This is a genomic window from Limosilactobacillus galli, from assembly GCF_947381495.1.
In the GTDB taxonomy this organism is placed as follows: Bacteria; Bacillota; Bacilli; order Lactobacillales; family Lactobacillaceae; genus Limosilactobacillus; species Limosilactobacillus galli.
On record NZ_CANCWK010000031.1, the window covers coordinates 1 to 19669 of the forward strand.

General features: G+C 49.9%; 21 protein-coding genes and 2 tRNA genes. 14 read left to right on the forward strand and 9 right to left on the reverse strand.

Going from position 1 to position 19669, the window contains the following annotated elements; genetic code table 11:
* Nucleotides 1–228 precede the first annotated feature (228 nt).
* Complete coding sequence (locus tag QOS10_RS06650; RefSeq protein WP_283594629.1) at nt 229–1875, forward strand: putative polysaccharide biosynthesis protein; 1647 nt, start codon at nt 229–231, stop codon at nt 1873–1875.
* Nucleotides 1876–1931: 56 nt separating this feature from the next.
* On the opposite strand, the gene QOS10_RS06655 is transcribed toward QOS10_RS06650, so the two are convergent.
* Nucleotides 1932–2792 (reverse strand): NAD(P)H-hydrate dehydratase, encoded by an 861-nt coding sequence (locus tag QOS10_RS06655; protein WP_283594630.1) that lies wholly within the window; start codon nt 2790–2792, stop codon nt 1932–1934.
* Nucleotides 2793–2884: 92 nt separating this feature from the next.
* On the opposite strand from QOS10_RS06655, the gene pepV reads away from it, so the two are divergent.
* The 4 genes from pepV to QOS10_RS06675 all read left to right on the forward strand — a co-directional run bounded on the left by pepV (nt 2885) and on the right by QOS10_RS06675 (nt 7623).
* Nucleotides 2885–4285: a dipeptidase PepV gene (gene pepV, locus QOS10_RS06660; protein ID WP_283594631.1), complete on the forward strand. Its 1401-nt coding sequence runs from the start codon at nt 2885–2887 to the stop codon at nt 4283–4285.
* A gap of 64 nt (nt 4286–4349) precedes the next feature.
* Complete coding sequence (locus QOS10_RS06665) at nt 4350–4847, forward strand: universal stress protein (RefSeq protein ID WP_283594632.1); 498 nt, start codon at nt 4350–4352, stop codon at nt 4845–4847.
* A 138-nt stretch (nt 4848–4985) separates the two neighbouring features.
* Nucleotides 4986–6392: a L,D-transpeptidase family protein gene (locus QOS10_RS06670; protein ID WP_283594634.1), complete on the forward strand. Its 1407-nt coding sequence runs from the start codon at nt 4986–4988 to the stop codon at nt 6390–6392.
* Nucleotides 6393–6504: 112 nt separating this feature from the next.
* On the forward strand, nt 6505–7623 hold the full coding sequence (locus tag QOS10_RS06675) for a glycoside hydrolase family 73 protein (RefSeq protein ID WP_283594636.1): 1119 nt from the start codon (nt 6505–6507) through the stop codon (nt 7621–7623).
* A gap of 35 nt (nt 7624–7658) precedes the next feature.
* Here QOS10_RS06675 and QOS10_RS06680 read toward each other — a convergent pair whose 3' ends face one another.
* Nucleotides 7659–8291, reverse strand: a complete 633-nt coding sequence (locus QOS10_RS06680) for a deoxynucleoside kinase (protein WP_283594638.1) — start codon at nt 8289–8291, stop codon at nt 7659–7661.
* A 189-nt stretch (nt 8292–8480) separates the two neighbouring features.
* Between QOS10_RS06680 and QOS10_RS06685 the strand changes: the two genes are divergently transcribed.
* From QOS10_RS06685 to QOS10_RS06705, 5 genes are all read left to right on the forward strand, one after another.
* The gene (locus QOS10_RS06685; RefSeq protein ID WP_283594641.1) at nt 8481–9089 is read left to right on the forward strand and encodes a hypothetical protein; all 609 of its coding nucleotides are present in this window, start codon (nt 8481–8483) and stop codon (nt 9087–9089) included.
* Between the two features lie 63 nt (nt 9090–9152).
* Nucleotides 9153–10166, forward strand: coding sequence for a ribose utilization transcriptional repressor RbsR (gene rbsR, locus QOS10_RS06690; protein ID WP_283594642.1), 1014 nt, complete (start codon nt 9153–9155; stop codon nt 10164–10166).
* A 133-nt stretch (nt 10167–10299) separates the two neighbouring features.
* Nucleotides 10300–10527 carry a hypothetical protein gene (locus QOS10_RS06695; RefSeq protein WP_283594643.1) on the forward strand — a complete coding sequence of 76 codons (228 nt, stop codon included), beginning with the start codon at nt 10300–10302 and terminating at the stop codon, nt 10525–10527.
* Nucleotides 10520–11191 carry a CPBP family intramembrane glutamic endopeptidase gene (locus QOS10_RS06700; RefSeq protein ID WP_283594644.1) on the forward strand — a complete coding sequence of 224 codons (672 nt, stop codon included), beginning with the start codon at nt 10520–10522 and terminating at the stop codon, nt 11189–11191. The genes QOS10_RS06695 and QOS10_RS06700 overlap by 8 nt, the downstream gene beginning before the upstream one ends.
* Before the next feature lie 379 nt (nt 11192–11570).
* Nucleotides 11571–11864 carry a heavy metal-binding domain-containing protein gene (locus QOS10_RS06705; protein WP_283594645.1) on the forward strand — a complete coding sequence of 98 codons (294 nt, stop codon included), beginning with the start codon at nt 11571–11573 and terminating at the stop codon, nt 11862–11864.
* 10 nt (nt 11865–11874) lie between these two features.
* Here QOS10_RS06705 and QOS10_RS06710 read toward each other — a convergent pair whose 3' ends face one another.
* From QOS10_RS06710 to QOS10_RS06720, 3 genes are all read right to left on the reverse strand, one after another.
* Nucleotides 11875–12594, reverse strand: a complete 720-nt coding sequence (locus QOS10_RS06710; protein ID WP_283594646.1) for an ion transporter — start codon at nt 12592–12594, stop codon at nt 11875–11877.
* A gap of 179 nt (nt 12595–12773) precedes the next feature.
* Nucleotides 12774–13160, reverse strand: a complete 387-nt coding sequence (locus tag QOS10_RS06715) for a type II toxin-antitoxin system HicB family antitoxin (protein WP_283594647.1) — start codon at nt 13158–13160, stop codon at nt 12774–12776.
* A gap of 61 nt (nt 13161–13221) precedes the next feature.
* Nucleotides 13222–13407, reverse strand: a complete 186-nt coding sequence (locus tag QOS10_RS06720) for a type II toxin-antitoxin system HicA family toxin (protein WP_283594649.1) — start codon at nt 13405–13407, stop codon at nt 13222–13224.
* Nucleotides 13408–13848: 441 nt separating this feature from the next.
* Between QOS10_RS06720 and QOS10_RS06725 the strand changes: the two genes are divergently transcribed.
* On the forward strand, nt 13849–14190 hold the full coding sequence (locus QOS10_RS06725; protein ID WP_283594651.1) for a hypothetical protein: 342 nt from the start codon (nt 13849–13851) through the stop codon (nt 14188–14190).
* A 267-nt stretch (nt 14191–14457) separates the two neighbouring features.
* On the opposite strand, the gene QOS10_RS06730 is transcribed toward QOS10_RS06725, so the two are convergent.
* A tRNA-Leu gene (locus QOS10_RS06730) sits at nt 14458–14541 on the reverse strand.
* A 107-nt stretch (nt 14542–14648) separates the two neighbouring features.
* Nucleotides 14649–14984: a hypothetical protein gene (locus QOS10_RS06735; protein WP_283594652.1), complete on the reverse strand. Its 336-nt coding sequence runs from the start codon at nt 14982–14984 to the stop codon at nt 14649–14651.
* Between the two features lie 133 nt (nt 14985–15117).
* Here QOS10_RS06735 and QOS10_RS06740 point away from each other — a divergent pair, with 133 nt between their 5' ends.
* Nucleotides 15118–15447, forward strand: a complete 330-nt coding sequence (locus QOS10_RS06740; RefSeq protein ID WP_283594653.1) for a hypothetical protein — start codon at nt 15118–15120, stop codon at nt 15445–15447.
* A 48-nt stretch (nt 15448–15495) separates the two neighbouring features.
* Nucleotides 15496–15566 (forward strand) — tRNA-Gly (locus tag QOS10_RS06745).
* A gap of 74 nt (nt 15567–15640) precedes the next feature.
* Here QOS10_RS06745 and QOS10_RS06750 read toward each other — a convergent pair.
* Both QOS10_RS06750 and thiD read right to left on the reverse strand, forming a co-directional pair.
* Nucleotides 15641–16579, reverse strand: coding sequence for an L-lactate dehydrogenase (locus tag QOS10_RS06750; protein ID WP_283594656.1), 939 nt, complete (start codon nt 16577–16579; stop codon nt 15641–15643).
* A gap of 1 nt (nt 16580) precedes the next feature.
* The gene (gene thiD, locus QOS10_RS06755) at nt 16581–17408 is read right to left on the reverse strand and encodes a bifunctional hydroxymethylpyrimidine kinase/phosphomethylpyrimidine kinase (protein WP_283594658.1); all 828 of its coding nucleotides are present in this window, start codon (nt 17406–17408) and stop codon (nt 16581–16583) included.
* A gap of 339 nt (nt 17409–17747) precedes the next feature.
* Here thiD and argS point away from each other — a divergent pair, with 339 nt between their 5' ends.
* Nucleotides 17748–19448: an arginine--tRNA ligase gene (argS, locus tag QOS10_RS06760; protein ID WP_283594659.1), complete on the forward strand. Its 1701-nt coding sequence runs from the start codon at nt 17748–17750 to the stop codon at nt 19446–19448.
* Nucleotides 19449–19669 lie beyond the last annotated feature (221 nt).

Consider the following 19669-nt stretch of genomic DNA (forward strand, 5'->3'; position numbering starts at 1 on the left):
CGCCCTAACGGGCGCTAAAGGGGCCTATCCATCCCATGACTAAAGTCACGGGATTTCCGGCCAAACATCATTAAATAAAAATTAAAAAAGCGGAAACGAATTGCACCTGTTTCCGCTTCACGATAGAATAATTAAGATTGTGTTATGTTTTAACAAGATAAAATGCTTTGGGGACGGGGAAAATTCCCTCAGCTCAATAAAAAGAATAAAGGTAGGATATTACAGGTCATGAATGAAGAACATAATGATTTAAGTAGTACCGCACCGCAAAATGATGCCCGGTCGAAGATGCTGAGCGGTTCAGCATGGATGACGGCCGGAAGTATTGCTTCACGTATTCTGGGGGCCCTTTACGTTATTCCATGGGTAACCTGGTTTGGTGCATACAGTAACGAGGCCAACGCGTTGTTTGCCCAGGGGTATAATATCTACAACCTCTTCTTGGTGGTGGCAACCGCGGGAATCCCTTCAGCCATCTCCAAACTGGTGGCCCACTACAACGGGATCAACCAATATGGGGTTAGTCGAAGGTTGTACCACTCTGGAATGTATGTTGCCATGGCGATGGGGGTCATCTGTGCCACGATCATGATGTTTGGGGCGTCGCTGATGGATAACGGCGATCCCAACGTAATCCCGGTCATCCGGTCCCTCGCCTGGGCGGTCCTGATCATCCCCGGAATGGCGATCACCCGGGGCTTCCTGCAGGGATATAACTGGATGGCCCCGTCGGCGATGTCGCAGTTTGTCGAGCAGCTCTTCCGGATTATCTACATGCTGGCTGCAACCTACTTCATCATGAAGATCCAGCACGGCAGCTGGGTATCCGCGGTCACGCAGTCAACTTTTGCCGCCTTCATTGGGGCGATTGGGGCGATCATCGTCCTGGGGATTGCCTGGTTAAGGCACCTCAGTGAGATGAATGGACTGGTTGCCAACAGTGTGTCCGATCCCGAAGTCTCAACCGGCCGCCTGGTCTTCAAGATTGCCTATCAGGCTATCCCGTTCATCGTGATTGAATCGGGGATCACCCTGTATCAGTTGATCGACCAGTTCACCTTCTCACGGATGATGGCGATGGTGGGAAACTTCACTCACTACCAGGTCACGGTTCTCTATGCTCTCTTCTCATTTAACGCCAACAAGCTCTACATGATTGTGATCTCCTTGGCCTCCGCCATGGCGGCCACAGTCATTCCGCTGCTGGCCACGGCCCGGGCCCAGAACGATCAGGAGGGGATGCGTAAGCAGATTGAAAATGTTCTGCTGCTCTTCTACTTCGTGATGATTCCGGCGGCCCTGGGGATGGCAGCCGTTGCTCAGCAGGTCTACACGGTCTTCTACCGTTACGACCCGGCCGGGGTTACGGTTCTCCAGTTCGCTTCATTTGTCTCCATTCCGATGGGGCTCTACACCGTTGCCGCGGCAATGATGCAGGGAATTTCAGAAAACAAGCGGATGATGAAGTTCCTGGGGATCGGCCTGCTGGTCAAGCTGATCATCCAGTTGCCATGTATTTGGGCGTTTGAGGGTCTAGGTCCTTTGGTGGCTACTTGCATTTCGATGTTCGTGGTCAACTATCTGATCCTGCACTCCTTCAACATGGAGTTCAACATGCACTTTGCTGAGATGGCTCAGCCGACGAACCAGATCCTCTGCTTCTCCCTGATCATGTTTATCTTAACCAAACTGGTCATGTTGGGAATTGGCAGCCTGGTTAGTCCGTACGGGCGGTTCACGGCCTTCTTCTCCTTGATTCCAGGAGTTGTGGTTGGGGTCGGAGTTTACCTCTACCTGGCGCTCAAGTACCGGTTGGCTGACCGGATCATCGGAGCCCGTTCGGCAGCCCTACGACGGAAGTTACATATTCGTTAAATAAAAGAAGCCTTGTGATTGCTGATTTGGCAACCACAAGGCTTTTTTGGATGGAACTAGTCCAAGAAGCCGATGTGCTTCTCTTGGCCGGCGCTCTCCATCTTCTTCATGAAGACCGGCAGGGCCCGGCTGATCTGATGGGGCAGGACGATGTATTGATTCTTGGCAATGTTTTCGGCAATGGCACTGTGGGCGTAAACCGCCGCTAAGACGGCCTTCAATGGGTTCTGGTGGAACTCAGCGACAAAGCCGCCGACCATTCCGGCCAGGGTATCGCCCATGCCGCCAACAGCTTGGGCCGGGGTTCCAATGGTCAGCTGGTAGGTTTGGTCAGCTGCGTAGATTTCGGTGTGGTGCTTTTTGAGGACCACCGTCGCGTCGAGCTGGTCCCGGGCTGCCCGGTTGCGCTCCGGCGTCTGGTCGGCAATCTTGATGCCAGAGAGCCGCTGCCACTCCATCTCGTGCGGCGTATAGATGATATTGCCCTGCGGTGCGGTTAAGTGCTCACGGGCCATCAGGGTAATCGCCGAACCATCGATAACCATGTTTTGCTCACTACGGATGTGGGCGAAGACGTTTTTAAGGATGTGTAAACTTTGGTCATCATCGCCGAGCCCGGGGCCGACCACGACTGTTGTTGCGGCGGCAACGAGGCTGGCAACCTGATCGTCATCGGTGGAGTCGGCAAACATGGCCTCGGGAAGCTGGGAGTGCAGGGCGCCAGAGTTGCTCTGGTCGGTGCAAACGGTGACTAGTCCGGCACCAGCACAAACTGCTGCAGTGGCCGCCATGATGATGGCACCGCCGAAGTTGCGGTTTCCACCGACAAGGGTAACCTTGCCAAAGGTGCCCTTGAAGCTGTGCTCAGGCCGTGGTTTGATGACATCATGCAAAATTTGGTCGGTTAACTTTTCCATAAAAAACACTTCCTAAATGATTTCGATTTTTGTAATCGACACTTTAATGGTATCATTATTCTAACAAATTAAATAATTGGAGGAAAAATAAAATGACAGACTGGTTAAAAGCGGCACAGAGTCAGGAAAAAGATTATCTGAACGATTTGACGGCCCTGATGAAGATTCCGAGTGTCCGGGATGACTCGGCGGCGACCGATGAATACCCACTTGGTCCCCGGCCGGCCCAGGCCCTGGCTGCCTTCTTGGAGATGGCGGAGCAGGATGGCTTCCGCACCAAGAACATTGATAATGTGGTCGGCTATGCTGAATGGGGGGAAGGTGACGAAACCCTGGCTATTTTAGCCCACCTGGACGTCATGCCAGCTGGCAAGGGTTGGGACACCGACCCGTTCGATCCGGTGATCAAGGATGGCAACCTGTATGGTCGTGGCGCCTCCGATGATAAGGGGCCGGGAATGGCAGCCTACTACGCCTTGAAGTACCTCAAGGACCAGGGAGTGGCCTTTAACAAGCGGGTCCGCTTTATTGTCGGGACTGACGAGGAGAGCAACTGGACCGGGATGCACCGTTACTTTGAGGTTGAACCAGCCCCAACGATGGGCTTCTCACCCGATGCCGAGTTCCCCGTAATCAACGGTGAAAAGGGGCAGGTATCATTGAAGATTGGCGCCACAGCTACCAACGGTGACCAATATGTTCTGAAGAGTTTTCACTCCGGTCTGCGCTTCAACATGGTACCACGCGAGGCCGTGGCCGTAGTAACGGTTCCTGACCGGCAGGCAGTGACAACGGCCTTTGCCCAGTTTGTCGATGACAACCCGATCTCCGGAACCGCTGAGGAAACCGAGGCCGGCCTGAAGCTGACGGTAATCGGGAAGGCCGCCCACGGGATGGAACCGGAACAGGGGATTAACGCCGGAACCTACCTGGCCAAGTTCCTTGACCAGTATGAATTTGCGGCCAGTGCTAAGAGCTTCATCCACTTCCTGGGCAAGTACCTCCACCTCGATACCCGGATGGACGGCTTCGATGGGGCCTTCACTGATCCAGTCATGGGTGAATTGACGATGAATGCCGGAATCCTGAACTTTGACCAGGAAAACGGCGCCGACATTGATATGAACTTCCGCTTCCCTAAGGGGATTACTCCGGATGAGCTTGAGGCCAACGTCAAGCAGGTTACTGACCAGCTCGGGATGACGGTTGCCCAGGGTGCATCGCAAAAGCCGCACTACGTTGATCCAGAAGATCCAATCGTCAAGACCTTGATGCAGGCCTATATTGATCAAACCGGCGACACCGAAGCGAAGCCGGAAGTGGTCGGCGGGGGCACCTATGGCCGCCTGATGGAACGGGGAGTTGCCTTTGGCGCCCTGATGCCGCAGACGCCGAACACGATGCACCAGGCTAACGAGTACCAGCCGGTTGCCGACCTGATTAAGTCGATGGCAATCTACATGGAGGCCATTAATAATTTAGTGACTGACTAATGCACATTTTTGTTGCTGTGGTAAAATAAAGGTGTAGCAGATAGTTGATTTTGGAGGTGTTTTTATGAGTTATCAAAAGATCCTCGTGGGAATTGATGGTTCGACACAATCAGACATGGCCTTCAACAAGGCCGTCGAGGTGGCATTGCAGAATAATGCCGAGCTCCACTTATTGAGTGTGATCAATGGTGAGCGTTACCCAACCACCGGCCCGAGCGGGTATGGTTTCGTAGACCACAGTATCTATGAATCCGCGGTTGAAGTAATGAAGAAACGGCTTGGCGCTTATCGGACGAAAGCTGAAAATGCTGGCATTAAGAATGTTAAGACCGACGTTGTCATCGGTAATGCCAAGCTTGAACTGGCAGAACATTATCCAACCGAAAACGGCATTGACCTGATCGTCATCGGGGCCACTGGATTGAACGTGGTTGGCCGGTTAATCGTTGGTTCGACCGCTGCATATACGATTCGTGAAGCACCTTGTGATGTTACGGTTGTGAAGACTGATATGAAGAATAAGAAGCTGGACGTTAAGAAAAATAGTTATCCAGAAATTTAATCTTGCAAGAATCCGGATGCCAGTAGGTGTTCGGATTTTTCAATTGCAACTAAAAAAATGGCAAAATAATTAAAAGCTAGTATAATCTGGTTTATCAGGTGGCAACACCATTATTTTGACGATAGGAGTAATCCTAAAATGCAACTAAGACTCAAATATTTGATTACTACAGTTGTTGTTTTGCTAATTGTGATCCTGGGCGGGATGTCCTGGCACCAGCACACCCACTTTAATCGCAACGTGACGATTAACGGGGTGCCGGTTGGCGGTATGAACGCCCAGCAGGCATATGGCAAGGTAAAGAACACCAAGCGGGCCAATAAGGTCTACCTGAATGGGCAGCTGATATACCGCGGCAATGCCACGTCTTCCGGAATCAGCAGCCGGGATCGCGGCGCGTTTGAACGGGCCCTTAAAAAGCAAGTGACCTTCTTCCCTTCTGGCAAGCAGCAAAATCTGCTGGTATGGACCGATCAGATCAAGAACGATCCGCAGTCCGCAGCTAAGCGCCAAGCAGTTGTTAACCGTACCCAGCAGATGAATCGGGGAAAGCGGGCCCAGGTTGATGCCTATGCCGTCCTTGAACACGGCCAAGTGAAGCTGGTAGCCGGCAAGGCTGGTAACCAGTATGACCAGGCGGACCTGTTGCGGCAGTTCAAGCAGCGGGCGGCCAATGGAACGGTGCGGCTGACAGCTCACCGTTCGCAGCCGCTATCAACTAAGAGCGCCACGGTGCAGAACGAAAAGAAGCAGCTGCAAAAGCTGACCGGACGAAGCGTTCAGTACAAAGTTGAGAATAAGGAATATCACTTTACCAGTGCTGACGTGATTTCCAAGGCAACCTACCAGAATGGCAAGTACCAGTTCGACACTGCTGCGGTGAACGGCAAGATCAAGCAGATCAATCGTTCTCAAGCGACGCTGGGCCGGGCCTTCAAGTTCAAGACCCACGCCGGCAACGTTATTACCACCAATCGCAAGGGGAGCTACGGCTGGAAGATCAGTCCCGAAAAAGCGGGCCAGACTCTTGCCCAGGCGCTTGCTGATGGTAAGAAAGAGGTTAGTGCTGCACACGATATCTATGGAATTGGCTATAATACCCGCGGTACCGGTTATGGGGTCACCAGCAATGATGGCCTGGGCGACACCTACGCCGAGCTTTCCATCTCGGATCAGCACGCTTGGTTCTACCGTGACGGCAAGTGTGTCTTCGATGCCGATGTCGTAACGGGGGCCAACAACCCCGAGCAGGAAACGCCAAAGGGAGTTTGGTACATCATGTACCAGCAGTCACCATCTGTGCTGCGCGGTAAGAACAGCGATGGCTCAAATTACGCCAGCAAGGTTCAGTACTGGTCCCAGTTCACCGACAGCGGCTGTGGCTTCCATGACGCCAGCTGGCGGAAGAATTGGTCAAAGACGGCTTACCTGAGCGGCGGGAACGTTGCCACCGGCGGTTCGCATGGTTGCGCCAATATGCACCCGAGTGATGCCGGCACCGCCTACCACGATCTTCAGGTCAATGAGCCGGTAATTGTTTACTAGCTAGATATGAGTCCCAGAGCAATCTGGGGCTTTTTTGTTGGCGCAAAAAGACGTGGCTTCATTGATTTCCCGTAATTAGTTATTAGAGGACGAAAAAAGGGGGAGATTAACGATGAAGAAGCCATTTATAATTGGGACGGTTGCGGCACTGACCATTGCCAATACAGGGGTGACGGGGATCGCCAGCACGCTGGACAATCCCCGTCAGGAAGCTGAACATGTGATTGTTGACCAGGTGCCGGCTGATGAGCAGGAGATCCAGGAACGCGGCCCGGCCTACGCTGATGAGTTTCTGGCGGCCTTTCACCAGCTCAGCACGACCTATGAGCAGGTATTCAGACAAGGGGTGGCTGATGCTGAGCAGGGTTATCGACGGGCGCCAGGAGGGAGTAATCTGGTGGAAGTTGCCTACCAACGCGGCTGGGAGCGGGGTCAGCAACTGATCGCTGCTGCCAGCCCGGTGGTGCCCCCAACTCAGTCGCCAGTGCCCGCTGTGTCGTCGTTTGATCCAGGACAGTCACTGCCGCCGACAACGGATTTGCCGGCTGACCAGGGCTCCTACGCGGTTCAAAAGCCGACGAACAGCCAGCGCCTCTTTATTAATCGGCTGGCGACCGTTGCGCAACAGGTCGGGGCCGAATATGATCTCTATCCTTCGGTGATCATTGCTCAGGCCGCCTTGGAAAGCGACTGGGGAAACAGCCGCTTGGGACGGGCCCCATTTCACAATCTTTTTGGCGTGAAGGGCTACTTTGCGGGTCAGACTACCAGTCAGGTGACCGGAGAGTACCAGGATGGCCGGCACCTCATGATTGTCGATAATTTTCGCCGCTATCAAAACGATTACGAGGCCCTGCAGGACTATGCGCAAACTCTTCAGGCACCGCTCTACCGCGGCGTCCATCGGCAGAATGCGCCAACCTACCGCCAGGCTACCCATGCTTTGCAGGGGCGGTACGCAACTGATCCCCAGTATGAGCAAAAATTGAACCAGCTAATTGAAGGTTACCAGTTAACCCGGTATGATCATCAGCCCCGTCAATCAGAGAGCGGGCACCAGTCACCAGTTAAGGTTAAGGTGACCGAAAGCCAGGTGCCGAAAAGTATGCGGCATCCCAAGCCCGCACATAGGAAAGCGGGTCATCATCATTTCCCAACAATTATCTCGATTGCTAGCGGGGCGGGTTCAGCTGGCCTGATTGAGCTGGGACGACGAATATTTTTTAAATAAAAAAGGCCGAGAATTATTCTCAGCCTTTTAATATATTAACGAATGGAAGCCAGTCGTTCGTCGATCATTCCCAGAACGGTTTCGACGTTCTTCGGGTCTTCCAAATCATAGGTTTCCAGGTCGATCTTCATCTTTGGACTAGCATCGTAATCCTTGTACCATTGCTTGTAGGCACTCCACATCTTGTAGTAGTAGTCCTTCAGTTCTGGGTTGTTGTCGATCTGCTCGTAGTCCCGGCCCCGCTTCTTGATCCGGTAGAGGATCGTTTCAAAATCGGTCTCGGAGTAAACCATGAGGTCCGGTGCCTTCTTTGGCAGCTGTTGCAAGTCCTTCATCATGTTATCGAGAAGGTTAAGGTATACCTCGAGCTCGGTATCAGTGATGTTACCTTCCGCATTGTTCTCCCGCGTAAACAGGGCATCCTCGTAGATAGAACGGTCGAGGACGTTATTGTCATCAGACAGTGCCTGCTTGATCATCGAGAACCGCTTGTTTAGAAAGTAGATCTGAAGCAGGAAACCGTATTGCTTCGGATCTTTGTAGTACAGTGGCAAAACGGGATTTTCACCGACTGGTTCGAAAAATGCTTTAGTGTTTAAGTGTTCGGCAATCTTTCCCGTAAGTGTAGTCTTGCCGACACCAATCATTCCTGCTGTAATAATCACCATGATGGCCCCTCTTTACTTTTAATAACACAAAAACCATCTTACTACAAAATGTTGTGGATTCCTATGGTAAATTTTGCTAGATTTAGTAGGAAGGATGATTTATTGATCGTTTAATAATTGCAAAAGTCCGGCCGCTGGGGGATTAACACCCGGTCGAAAATAAAATATTAAATAGTAAGGTGAAGAAAAATGACAAAAATGGCAGAAAACACGGTCCGCGAACGGTTGGCCTTGGCCAAGCAGCAGGGATACCTGGTGGAGGTTCATAACCTGCCGGGGGATGATTACTTTAATGTTGGCTTCGTGGTCGGGATGGACCAGCTGTTTTGCCTGCTAATCAGCATTGATTGGGATGGCAAGATCAACGGCCTGATTGTGATCCGGATCAGTAGTATTCAAGCGGTGCTCAAACAGACTGACTATCTGACGACAGTTTCGGAGAAAACCAAGGTGGCCCACCGTTACCACTACTTTGACGTTTGGCGTGTGCAAAAATTTCTGGATGAACATCCGGCGATTACCAGCGGCAACCTGCTGGAGAATGCCCTGCAGGATTCCTATTCTAATGACTTGCCGGTGGTGATTGGGACAAGAAAGTATAAGGGCAACGATGACTTTACCGGCAAAATTGCCCAGCTTGACCGGATCCAGCTGGTGCTGCACTACTTCAATGAACACGACCTGTCATCCCTGTGGGAATACCAGGTGCTCCTGGCCCAGATCGATTACCTGCGCTTCCGGGGTACCCAAATGGCCACCGCTCAGCAGATTTTTGCGGATATTTTTCCTGAAGATTAATTGCAACGATCCCCAAATTAATATAAAGTTAATGGTAATAAACGAAAGTGGTGGGATCCAAAAATGGGGAAAAAAGTAACAATTCGCGACATTGCTCGGTTAGCCGGGGTCTCGGTAACAACGGTGTCACAGATTCTGAATGGCAAGGGGGAGCGTTTCAGCCAAAAGACCCGGGACAAGATTTTTAAGCTGCGGGACGAATATGGCTACGTGCCCGACTTTAATGCCCGGAGCTTGATCTTGCGGCAGTCATCAAGCATGATCGGGGTCCTGGTGCCCAACATCAGCAGTCCCTTCTTCGGAACCTTTGTTGAGGGGGTCCAGCACGTTGCCCAGCATGAACGGATGATCCCGCTGATTTTCAGTGCTGACCGCAATGCTGAATTGGAGCAGAACTACCTTTCGCAGATGCTCGAGCGGTCGATTGACGGCCTGATCATCGCCAGTGCCACCATGACGACTGATACGATCAACCGGATCATTGGGGCGCGCGATGTTCCGTACATCCTTTTTGACCAGAACTATGCTCAGGAGGGGACTCGGGTACTGACCGACGACTACCGCGGTGGCGAGTTGGCGGCCCAGCACCTAGCAGACCTCGGCCATAAGAAGATTGCCATTCTGGAGCCGAATGAACTGAGCGAGAACTTTACCCAGCGGTTGACCGGGTTTCAGGATTGCCTGCGGAAGAACCATATCGAGCTTGACGTGGCGCATAACGTCATCAAGGCCCCGCTCAGCCGGCGCGGCGGTTACGATGCGGCGGCGGCGGTTATCAAAGCTGGGGTGACCGCGGCCTTTGCCGGTAACGACGATATGGCTATCGGCTTGATGCGGGGTCTGCGCGAACGCGGGGCCAAGGTACCCGATCAGATCTCCATAATGGGGTATGATGATATTTACTTGGATGAGTACGTTTCACCTCAACTGACGACGATCCGCCAGCCGATCATGGACCTAGGGATCGGGGCGGCTAAGATGCTGTTGAATAAGATCCATTCTGACCAAGAGCAGGAACAGATTCAACGGTTCCCAGTGGAGCTGGTGCAACGGCAGAGTACGGCCCGGGTCCGGTAGTCTGACTTTGGGGCCTCCTGATGAGCGAGTCAGCAGGTAACAGTATTGAATAAGCAAGTTAGGGATCACAGCCGTTTGGGTTGTGATCCCTTTTCAATTTTAGTAAACTAGGTGGAAAAAAGAGGTAAGATGATTGAAAGTAGAATACCTAATTAAAATTATCCTCCCAACCTTCGTTATCTTCGCAGTCCTGGTCTGGCTGACGGCCACCCACGTTATCTCCGGCTGGCTGATGTACCTGTTATGGGTAGTGGGCTTCGTCGGCGCCAACCTGTGGGTGACCCGGGTGACGGCCAAGCGTAGTTACCACCGGTTGCGTAAACAACGGGAGAAAGAAGCTGAGCAGCGAAAAAATGAGTAAGCTTGCAAATATTTTTAATTTCATCTACCGGGTCGGCATCATGCTGATCCTGTTTTTATTGATCCAGTTGCCGCCGGTAGCGATTTCAATTGCCAACCGGCATCCAAATAATTTTTGGCTGACCATCCTGCTAGTGGCAATCTTTTTGATGATGTTTGCCTTTATCATCGGCTGGGCGCGGCGCCTTTATCAGCAATATAACCAGCCGAATGGGGGCCGCTTGCGCATCGGGCTGGTAGTGCTCGGCTACTTCGTCTTGGTAATTGGAATGGCCTTTTTTGGGCAATTGAATGCGTTGCTGTTTCATCAGACGCAGACCGCAAATAATCAGGCGATTGCGCAGATGCTCAACCACAATCAATTGGCGACTGTGGTTTTCGCCATCTCGGCCTGTACACTGACGCCGGTAGCCGAGGAGCTGATTTTCCGCGGGGTATTGACGAACCTCTTCTTTAAGCCGAACTGGTTCTGGCCTAAGGTGGTTTTGTCGGGGCTGGTCTTCTCGTGCGCGCATATCAGCACTAACATTATCAGTTTCCTTACCTACTGTTTTATGGGGATGGTGCTGGCATACGTCTATTGCCGGTCAGGCTCGCTGAAGAATTCCATTGCCCTGCATGCCCTTAATAATATTATTGCGATGGCAGCGCTATTGAAAATTTAAAATAATAGTTGTAATCGTTTCCATAAAATGGTATATTAAAGACGTGGAAGGAAAGAAAAAACGAAAGAGGACATGATTCGTCATGGCACCTCCCACTAGATCAAAGCGCCGAAGGAAGTTACGGAGTAGGCTAGAAGCAACATAAGTGTGACCAGAAATATCGATTAAAGTTTTGAGTTCGTTTAAGTTCTGTAATAAGGTCACCAGGGTGCACTTTGGCAGTGGTAATAAGTGCGACTTTGCGGAAGTTTAGAATCAAAGAAGAAAATGAAATGTAATTAGTTCCAGTGCAAAGTGGCAAGATTCCTTCCGTGAGTTATTGAAGGACGCAGGTATTGTACCTGCGTCCTTTTGTGTATAATAGGCATGAGGTGATTAGATGTTCTTATCAACAGAAGCTTTTCCGCAGGCCCACCGAATTCTAGGAATCGTCAACGCGACGAGTCATTTGATGCTGCAAAGCAATGAAATTGATGCGTTTGAGTCAATGGACCAGCTTTTCAGCGATGTTGAGGCTAAACTCAAATCGCGGGCAACGGCTAAGGGGGCCGACGGGGTGGTCAATGTTCGCTTTACCACGAATGTTGCCAACGTCCAAGTTGCTCCCAAGTTCCTGGTGGTTACCGGGTACGGGACGATGATTCAGCTGATAGATAAGAAAAAGATGAAGTGATGTTTCGAGATCACTTCATCTTTTTGTTTTGGCTAGTTTTGAGCTGCCTGATTTCGGCGGTAAGTTCCCGGTTGGCTTTCTCAATTTGATCAAGCTTGCTTAAAATTTTTTGCATCTGGTCCTCGGTATGATCATGAATGAAGAGGTTGGTTAGGGAGCTGGTCAGCACGCCGACGATCCCGATACCAACAATCATCAGAAAGATGGCGGCCAGTTTGCCGATGAGGGTGTGGGGCGAAATATCACCGTAACCGATGGTAGTTGCCGTGGCAATGGCCCACCAGAGGGAGCGCCCATAGGGAACGTGCTCGCTGATTGAGTACATCGATGCGGCGATGACCAGGATGCAGATGCTGGTGTAGATGATGTAGATCAGCCCGTTGGTATGGAGAAGGCGGTTGAGCTTCCCAGTTAGCCCAATCAGGCGCAGCAGGCGGAAAATCTGGAAGAACCGGGTCAGGCGGCCGAGGCGAAAAATATTGAAGGCTGGCGATACTGGAATGATCGACAAAAGATCAAAGAGGTTGTTCTTGAAGAACTTGCGCTTGTCCTTAGCAAGAGCGAGGCGGCCGAAATAATCAATCGTGAAGATGATTAAAAGGATGTTGTTGAGCATCTCAGGGTAGCCGGTGTTCAGGTTAATCACGCCGCCGAAGTTTAAGATAATCAAGAAGATAGATACCAGGGCGAGGATGGCCATCACGATGTCGTATAGTTTATTTTTCGTCAAAATGTTCACAGTCTTTTCATTGTGTTTGCGTTAATTATATCAGATCTACATGATAACTTTTGGCGCGATCAGGGGGATGGATAAAGATGTATTCCCAATTTGATGCATATCTGTTGCACACGGATAAAACAAAAAGCCCGGTAGAATAATATCTACCGGACTTATATTACTTATCCTAATTAAACGTTTAATTTTTCTTTTAGCGCCGTAGTCATTACTTCACTAAAGTTAATGCCATTCTCTTTCCCTAATTCGTTCAAGTAGTTAGGAATGGTAATGGTCTTTTTGATTACCTTGTTATCGTGCTTGCGTTTATATTCTGAGACATTAACAGTAACCAGAGTAGCGATAGCCCCATTCTTTGTTTCGGGCAATTTAGTATTAGACTCCGGCAGCTTTCCCTCAAGAGAGTAGGTGCCAATATAATCTTTGGCCATTTCCATAGCATCGGCAATAGACTTTCCTTCAGTCATACCATCAATATCTGGAATTTCGACAAAGTATGGGTAGTCGGTGCCGTCTTCGTCCTTAGTAATAATAATTGGAAATACTTTAATTTCATCCATAGTGTGGACCTCCTTAAATTTGGTACACAAAAGCTCGGCTCAATTAAGAGCCTTGCTTCGATTACTTCAGGTTGAACTTCTTTATTAAAGCGTTGTAGAGCTTGTCACTGAACTTTGGGTGACGTGGTAGCTGAGTTTTAATCTTGCCGTTTGACCATATGTCATGATTGCCACCGTGTCTGACAAGGTACCAGCCATTGTCTTTGAATTTCTTTTCAACCTTGCGTCGTTGTACCAAATTGTTCACTTCCCTTCGACACTTATATAATACACGTATTAAGCACGTATATCAATACGATTACACATGTTTAATACGTGTTTTTGATAAATATGAGAGCTTTGCTGATCGCTCAGATTACATGAAAAGATCATGTTTATAATTGATCATCTTATTTACTTAATCACTATATTTATTTAAGTCGTCACCATCCCCCGAATAGGAGCATAATATAGTTGTAATGTTTACTATTGGGGGTATTTTAGAATGAAAAGATTAGGTTTAGATTGCGTCACGATATTGGCCCGGCTTAGTTTAGCTGGGTGCAATAATCTGACATCGCAGTCACACAAGGCAGCCAGTAGCTCGTCTATTACGCCTACCAAAGTAGTTAAGCACCACAAAGCAAATAAAAAGGCTGCTAGTGAAAGTAGTAAAGACAAACAGTCTTCATCTAATAGTAGTAGTCAAGTGTCCAATAGTAGTGCTACTAGCCAGCAAAGCAGCAATGGCCAGAATGCAACCGCTCAATCTAATAATGGTAATAACAGTAATCAGCAGCAAGTACAGGGAAGCTCGCAGCAGGGCGGCATCAACAATGCTGATCAAGCGTTAACCGCCGCCCGTGCAAAGTATGGCGATGGTAATGGTAATTACCACTGGACCGTAATGTATGACGCAGACACTGGTCAGCCGATTCGTAACGATGATGGTTCTTATTTCGTTAAGGCTATTGATCCAACACAAGGGACAATGACTGGCACCGCTCAAAGCGTCAATGTTTATCCAGACGGCTCGATGACAAATAATTAAAGATTAGACGAAGGGGATGGATCGTAGAGGGTGCATCTTCTTTTTGATTACATTGCTGACGCCCTAAAAGAGGAGAAGAGCATTTTCCGAACTAGTTGTCGCAGGGCAAAATAAAAAGCCGCCTAAACAGACGGCCACATGCTGGGGAGAAGCTCAATATTTTTCCGCACTTGCGATAAAAAATACGTTTTTCAGTGTTTTTACAAAAACAAAAATGTCTTTATATCAACGTTTTGCGAAGATATAAAGACATCGAAGAATTAAAAATGCCCCAAACAGGATTCGAACCTGTACATGGAAACCCATACAACGACCTGAACGTTGCGCGTCTGCCAATTCCGCCACTGGGGCATCAACTTATTAAGTTGTTTTGTTATCTCTCAACCAGACAACATAAATTATTATATCCAAATTCCAGATAATTGCAAGGCTTTTTCCAAAATTAATTTAAATTTTTTTCAGAACCATAAAGTGACTGCCACAAGGGCGATTACCAGAGCAAAAATCACCATGTAGGAACGGTTGGGATTGCCAAACGTCTCACGCTTTAAGCGAAAAGTTGTCTCCATAAAAGCGTACACAAGAATCAAGTAGATAATAATTATGAGGCCAATCCACAGATCATGGGGAAAAGTCAGAATCAGCTTAATGATAGAAACAGTTAAGAGGACAAAGAAGCATAACCGGGCGAAGATCAGCCAGTCGGTCACGTGCTTTTCTTTCTTGGCTTTATTTCCGCCTAAATTGGCGATGATTAAAAGGGCGGTTGTAAAGATAGCAATCACTTGTAACATTGAAATTCACTCCTTTTCTATAATTTTAGCATTCCCGATAGCTCGACACCAGCGGACATTTGACTTGAAAAAGATTATCAGAAAGTGTAAAGTATCATGTATTGCAAACGAATCTATAATGAGGTGAATTTTAGTGGCTGATTTCGAAATTGGTGACGTTGTAAAGGGCAAGAAGTTCGGGCCAATGGAGCACGACTTCTCCGGTGTCGTTGAAAAAGTCTACAATAATTCAATTATGATTTCGATCCAGGACTTTGACCCATCTGATAAGAGCGGGGTTAATGAACTGAACGGCCGGGCCGTAATTCGCCAAAAAGAAGCGAAGATGATCAAGGCCGTTCCTCGTGAGGAAAAGGACGATGATGAGGCTGATGAAAAGAAGGACGATAAGAAGTCTAAGTCAACCAAATCGACTGCCAAGAAAAAAACTAGCAAGAAATCGACAAAAAAGGCTGACAAATAGTCAATAAAGTTATATACTAGCTTAGTAAGTTAATTGAGCTAGTTTTATGCGGGTATAGTTTAGTGGTAAAACACAACCTTCCCAAGGTTGCGTCGCGAGTTCGATTCTCGTTACCCGCTTACGATGCAGGAGTTATGGCTCCTGCTTTTTTATACTCAAAAAGCCCCGGAGCTGTCCGGGGCTTTGCTGGTTATTAGAGTTGAATGCTATCGAGGACGGTCTTCATGGCCTTTGCCGAATGGGTCATCTTGGCCTGTTCGTCAACGGTCAGTGGGTACTCGATCACCTGGCCGATTCCCTGACTGTTGATCACTGCCGGTAAGCCAAGATAGATGCCGTTAATTCCGTACTGGCCTTCCAGCGGAGCAGAGATTGGCAGGACCACATTGCGGTTTTCGATGATGGCACTGGTGATATAGGCAAGGCACTTGGCAACCCCGTAGAAGGTGGCACCCTTGTTGCCGATGATCCGGCCGCCCGCCTTATGCACATCATCTTCGATCTCTTCCTTATCCTGGTCAGTGAGCTGGACTCGTTCAGCGAGCGGCTTGCCATTAATGGTAATTTCATTGAAGGCCGCAAACGAGGTATCGCCATGTTCACCAAGTATCTGTGCGTCAACGGCATTGACGGAGAGGTGGAGACGGTGGCTGAGAAGAATCCGCAACCGCATTGAATCCAGCGAGGTGCCGGTTCCAATGACCCGTTCCTTAGGGAAGCCGCTGAGCCGTTGCGTAAGGGTCGTCAGGATGTCGACAGGATTGCTGGAGATGACGAAGACCCCTTTGAAGCCAGCCGCCACGATGGGATCAACGATGGTTTTCAGGATAGCGGCATTCTTATTGACCAGGTCCAGGCGGGTTTCGCCGGGCTTGCGGGCCACGCCGGCGGTGATCACCACGACATCCGCGTTGTGCGCGTCCTGGTAATTACCGGCCACCACCCGAACCGGACTGGTCAGCGGGGTGATGTCGGCCAGGTCAACAGCGTCGCCGGTAGCCTTTTGCTGGTTTCGATCAACAATGACCAGTTCGTCAATTTCGTGGGTTGACTGGAGCAGCGAGAAGGCGAAAGCGGAGCCCACCGCCCCGTCGCCAACCAGGACGACCTTATGAGTGTATTCATCAAGCATTTTAATCGGCTTCCTTTCCTAATTCAGCTTGGGCGGCCCAGTGGTTGATCGGGCCAAACTTATGACCAACCGTCAGCGGATTGGCGATGGCGGCATAAATCGCATCTTTGGCCCGGCGGACGGCACTTGGGACATCCTGACCCTTGGCAAGCTCAGCGGCGATAATGGCGGAGAAGGCGTCCCCAGTCCCATTAAGCCGGCTGGTCTTGATGAACGGCTTGGACGTCCAGAAGTGGCTGCCATCCTCTAGGAGAACCAGGTCATCGACGGAATCTTGGGCGTTATCACTGTGAGCACCCTTGACCACCACGTTCTTGGCGCCCATTTTCTGGAGTCGCTGGGCCGCGGTGAGTTGGTCTTGCCGATTATTAATCGTCATTTCAGCCAGCTTCTGGGCCTCATAGAAGTTTGGTGTGATTACCTTAGCGAGGGGAATAATCCGCTCCCGGAAAAGCTCATAGGCGGATTGAGCTAAGAGCATTGCCCCGTGCTTGGTGATGATAACCGGGTCGACCACCAGGGGACCAAACGTCTGGGAATCGTAATGGTCCGCCACGACGTTGATTACGTCATCGTTGGCCAGCATCCCGGTCTTAGCCGCCTTAATCTGAAAGTCACGGGCCAATTGATGAAACTGTTCAGCAATGAATTCTTTGGGCATGACCTCTTGGGCGGTGATGTCGTATGAATTGCCGGCAACGGCCGCGGTCAGAATACCGTGGCCATAGACCCCATCGACGAAGAAGGCGTGGAGGTCGGCGGGCATGCCAGCGCTGCCGTCCGAATCGTGCCCGGCAATTGTCAATGCTTGAATATCTTGTTGTATCATTCACATCATCCTTTCACTATTTCTTAATACTTTGATTTTAGCATACAATCGGTGCGGGCAGGTCGATCAGCGATTTTCCTTGTAATTAGATTAGATTTTGTTATAATAAAACAGTGCTAAAGCTGATAATCAAGGAGTAGTAGTAATCACGTGCTTTACAGCGATCCTATGATGGTGTGAGTTAGGAAATGCATTGATTACGAAGGCGTGCCTTGTAGGTATAGTTTAATAATTAAGAGTGGAATTCTAATTCAATTAGAGTGGTACCGCGGGAAATGAACTCGTCTCTAGTAAGTTACGGACTTATTAGGGACGTTTTTTGATATAAGGAGGAATACTATGGACGAAAAGCAAAAAGTTGCAACCGCGCTTTCAAAAGCATTACCAGAGATGGATATTGCCGAAATCACGGACAAGATTGAACGGCCAAAGGATGCTAAGAATGGTGACTACGCCTTCCCGACGTTCTTCTTAGCTAAGACCCTGCACAAGGCTCCCCAGATGATCGCCAGCGACTTGGTAGAAAAGATCGATCAGGCAGGCTTCGACAAGGTGGTTGTCGCCGGCCCATACATCAACTTCTTCCTGGACAAGGCCGAGGTTGGTTCCGACGTCTTGAAGGAAATTTTGAACGACCCTGAGCACTACGGTGACCTGGATCTGGGTCACCAGGCCAATGTGCCGATCGACTACTCTTCACCTAACATTGCCAAGCCAATGGGGATGGGGCACCTGCGTTCAACCATGATTGGTGAATCCGTTGCCCGGATCCTGGAAAAGGTTAACTACAACCTGATCCGGATCGACTATCTTGGTGACTGGGGGACCCAGTTCGGTAAGATGATGGCGGCCTACAAGATGTGGGGTGACGAACCAGAAGTCCAAAAGGGTTTGAAGGAAGACCCAATTGACACCCTGGTTAAGCTCTATGTCCGGATTAACACCGAAGCCGATGAGCACCCAGAATACACCGAAGAAGGTCGGGCATGGTTTGCCAAGCTGGAACACGGTGATGAAGAAGCTTGGAAGCTTTGGCACTGGTTCCGTGAGATGTCCTTGCAACGTTTCCAACGGGTTTACGACATGCTGAACGTGCACTTTGACTCCTTCAATGGTGAAGCCTTCAGTGCCCAAAAGATGGAAGAACCAATCCAACTGTTGAAAGACAAGGGCCTGCTTAAGGAAAGCCGGGGGGCTCAGATCGTTGACCTCGACAAGTACAAGCTGCCGCCATTGCTGATCATCAAGTCTAACGGGACGACGACTTACATCACCCGTGATTTGGCAACGGCCCTCTTCCGAAAGCGGATGTACGGCTTTGCTAAGTCCATCTACGTTGTGGGGGCTGACCAAGAGACTTACTTCCGTCAATTACGGATGGCCTTGAAGGAAATGGGCTTCAACTGGTGGGACCAGATCACCCACGTTTCCTTCGGTCTGATGAACCTGAACGGGAAGAAGATGTCTACTCGTAAGGGTAACGTGGTCTCCCTGGAAGACGTTCTGAACGATTCCATCGACCTGGCGCGGAAGCAGATTGCCGAGAAGAACCCAGACCTGAAGAACGCTGATGAAGTGGCTAAGCAGGTTGGTGTCGGCGCCGTGATCTTCCATGACTTGAAGAACTACCGGCGGAATGCAGTTAACTTCAAGCTGGAAGACGTTGTCAAGTTCGAAGGTGAAACTGGTCCATACGTTCAGTACGCACGTGCCCGGGCCGAGAGTATCCTGCGGAAGGGTGGCATCCGTGACTTCAGCGATGTTGACCTGACCAAGGTCGGCGACTCTGCATGGGAACTGATCAGCTTCCTGGGTCAATACAGCGAAGCAATCAAGCGGGCGGCCCTCAACTACGACCCATCCGTTGTTGCTAAGTACGCACTGGAACTGGCTAAGAAGTTCAACCAGTACTACGCTCACACCCGGATCCTGGACAAGAATGAAGGTCAACAAGCCCGGTTGGCATTGACGCAGGCGGTAAGTAACGTCCTGAAGTCTGCTCTGAACCTGCTGGATATCCAAGCACCAGACGAAATGTAATTAAATTCCCGATAATTTGGGAAAATAAAGATGAAAACAGCACCAGCAAATTTGGCCGGTGCTGTTTTTGGTAGTGCGCCCGGCATGGGTATTAGCTAGGCGGTGAAAGTCCGCTATGGGCCGTAGTAGTCGGAACCATGAGCCGAGGACAAGGGTGTCCACTGTGAGGTGGAATCTGAAGGAAGTTTAAGGTAAAGTACCGCACCGATGAACAAGAAGTA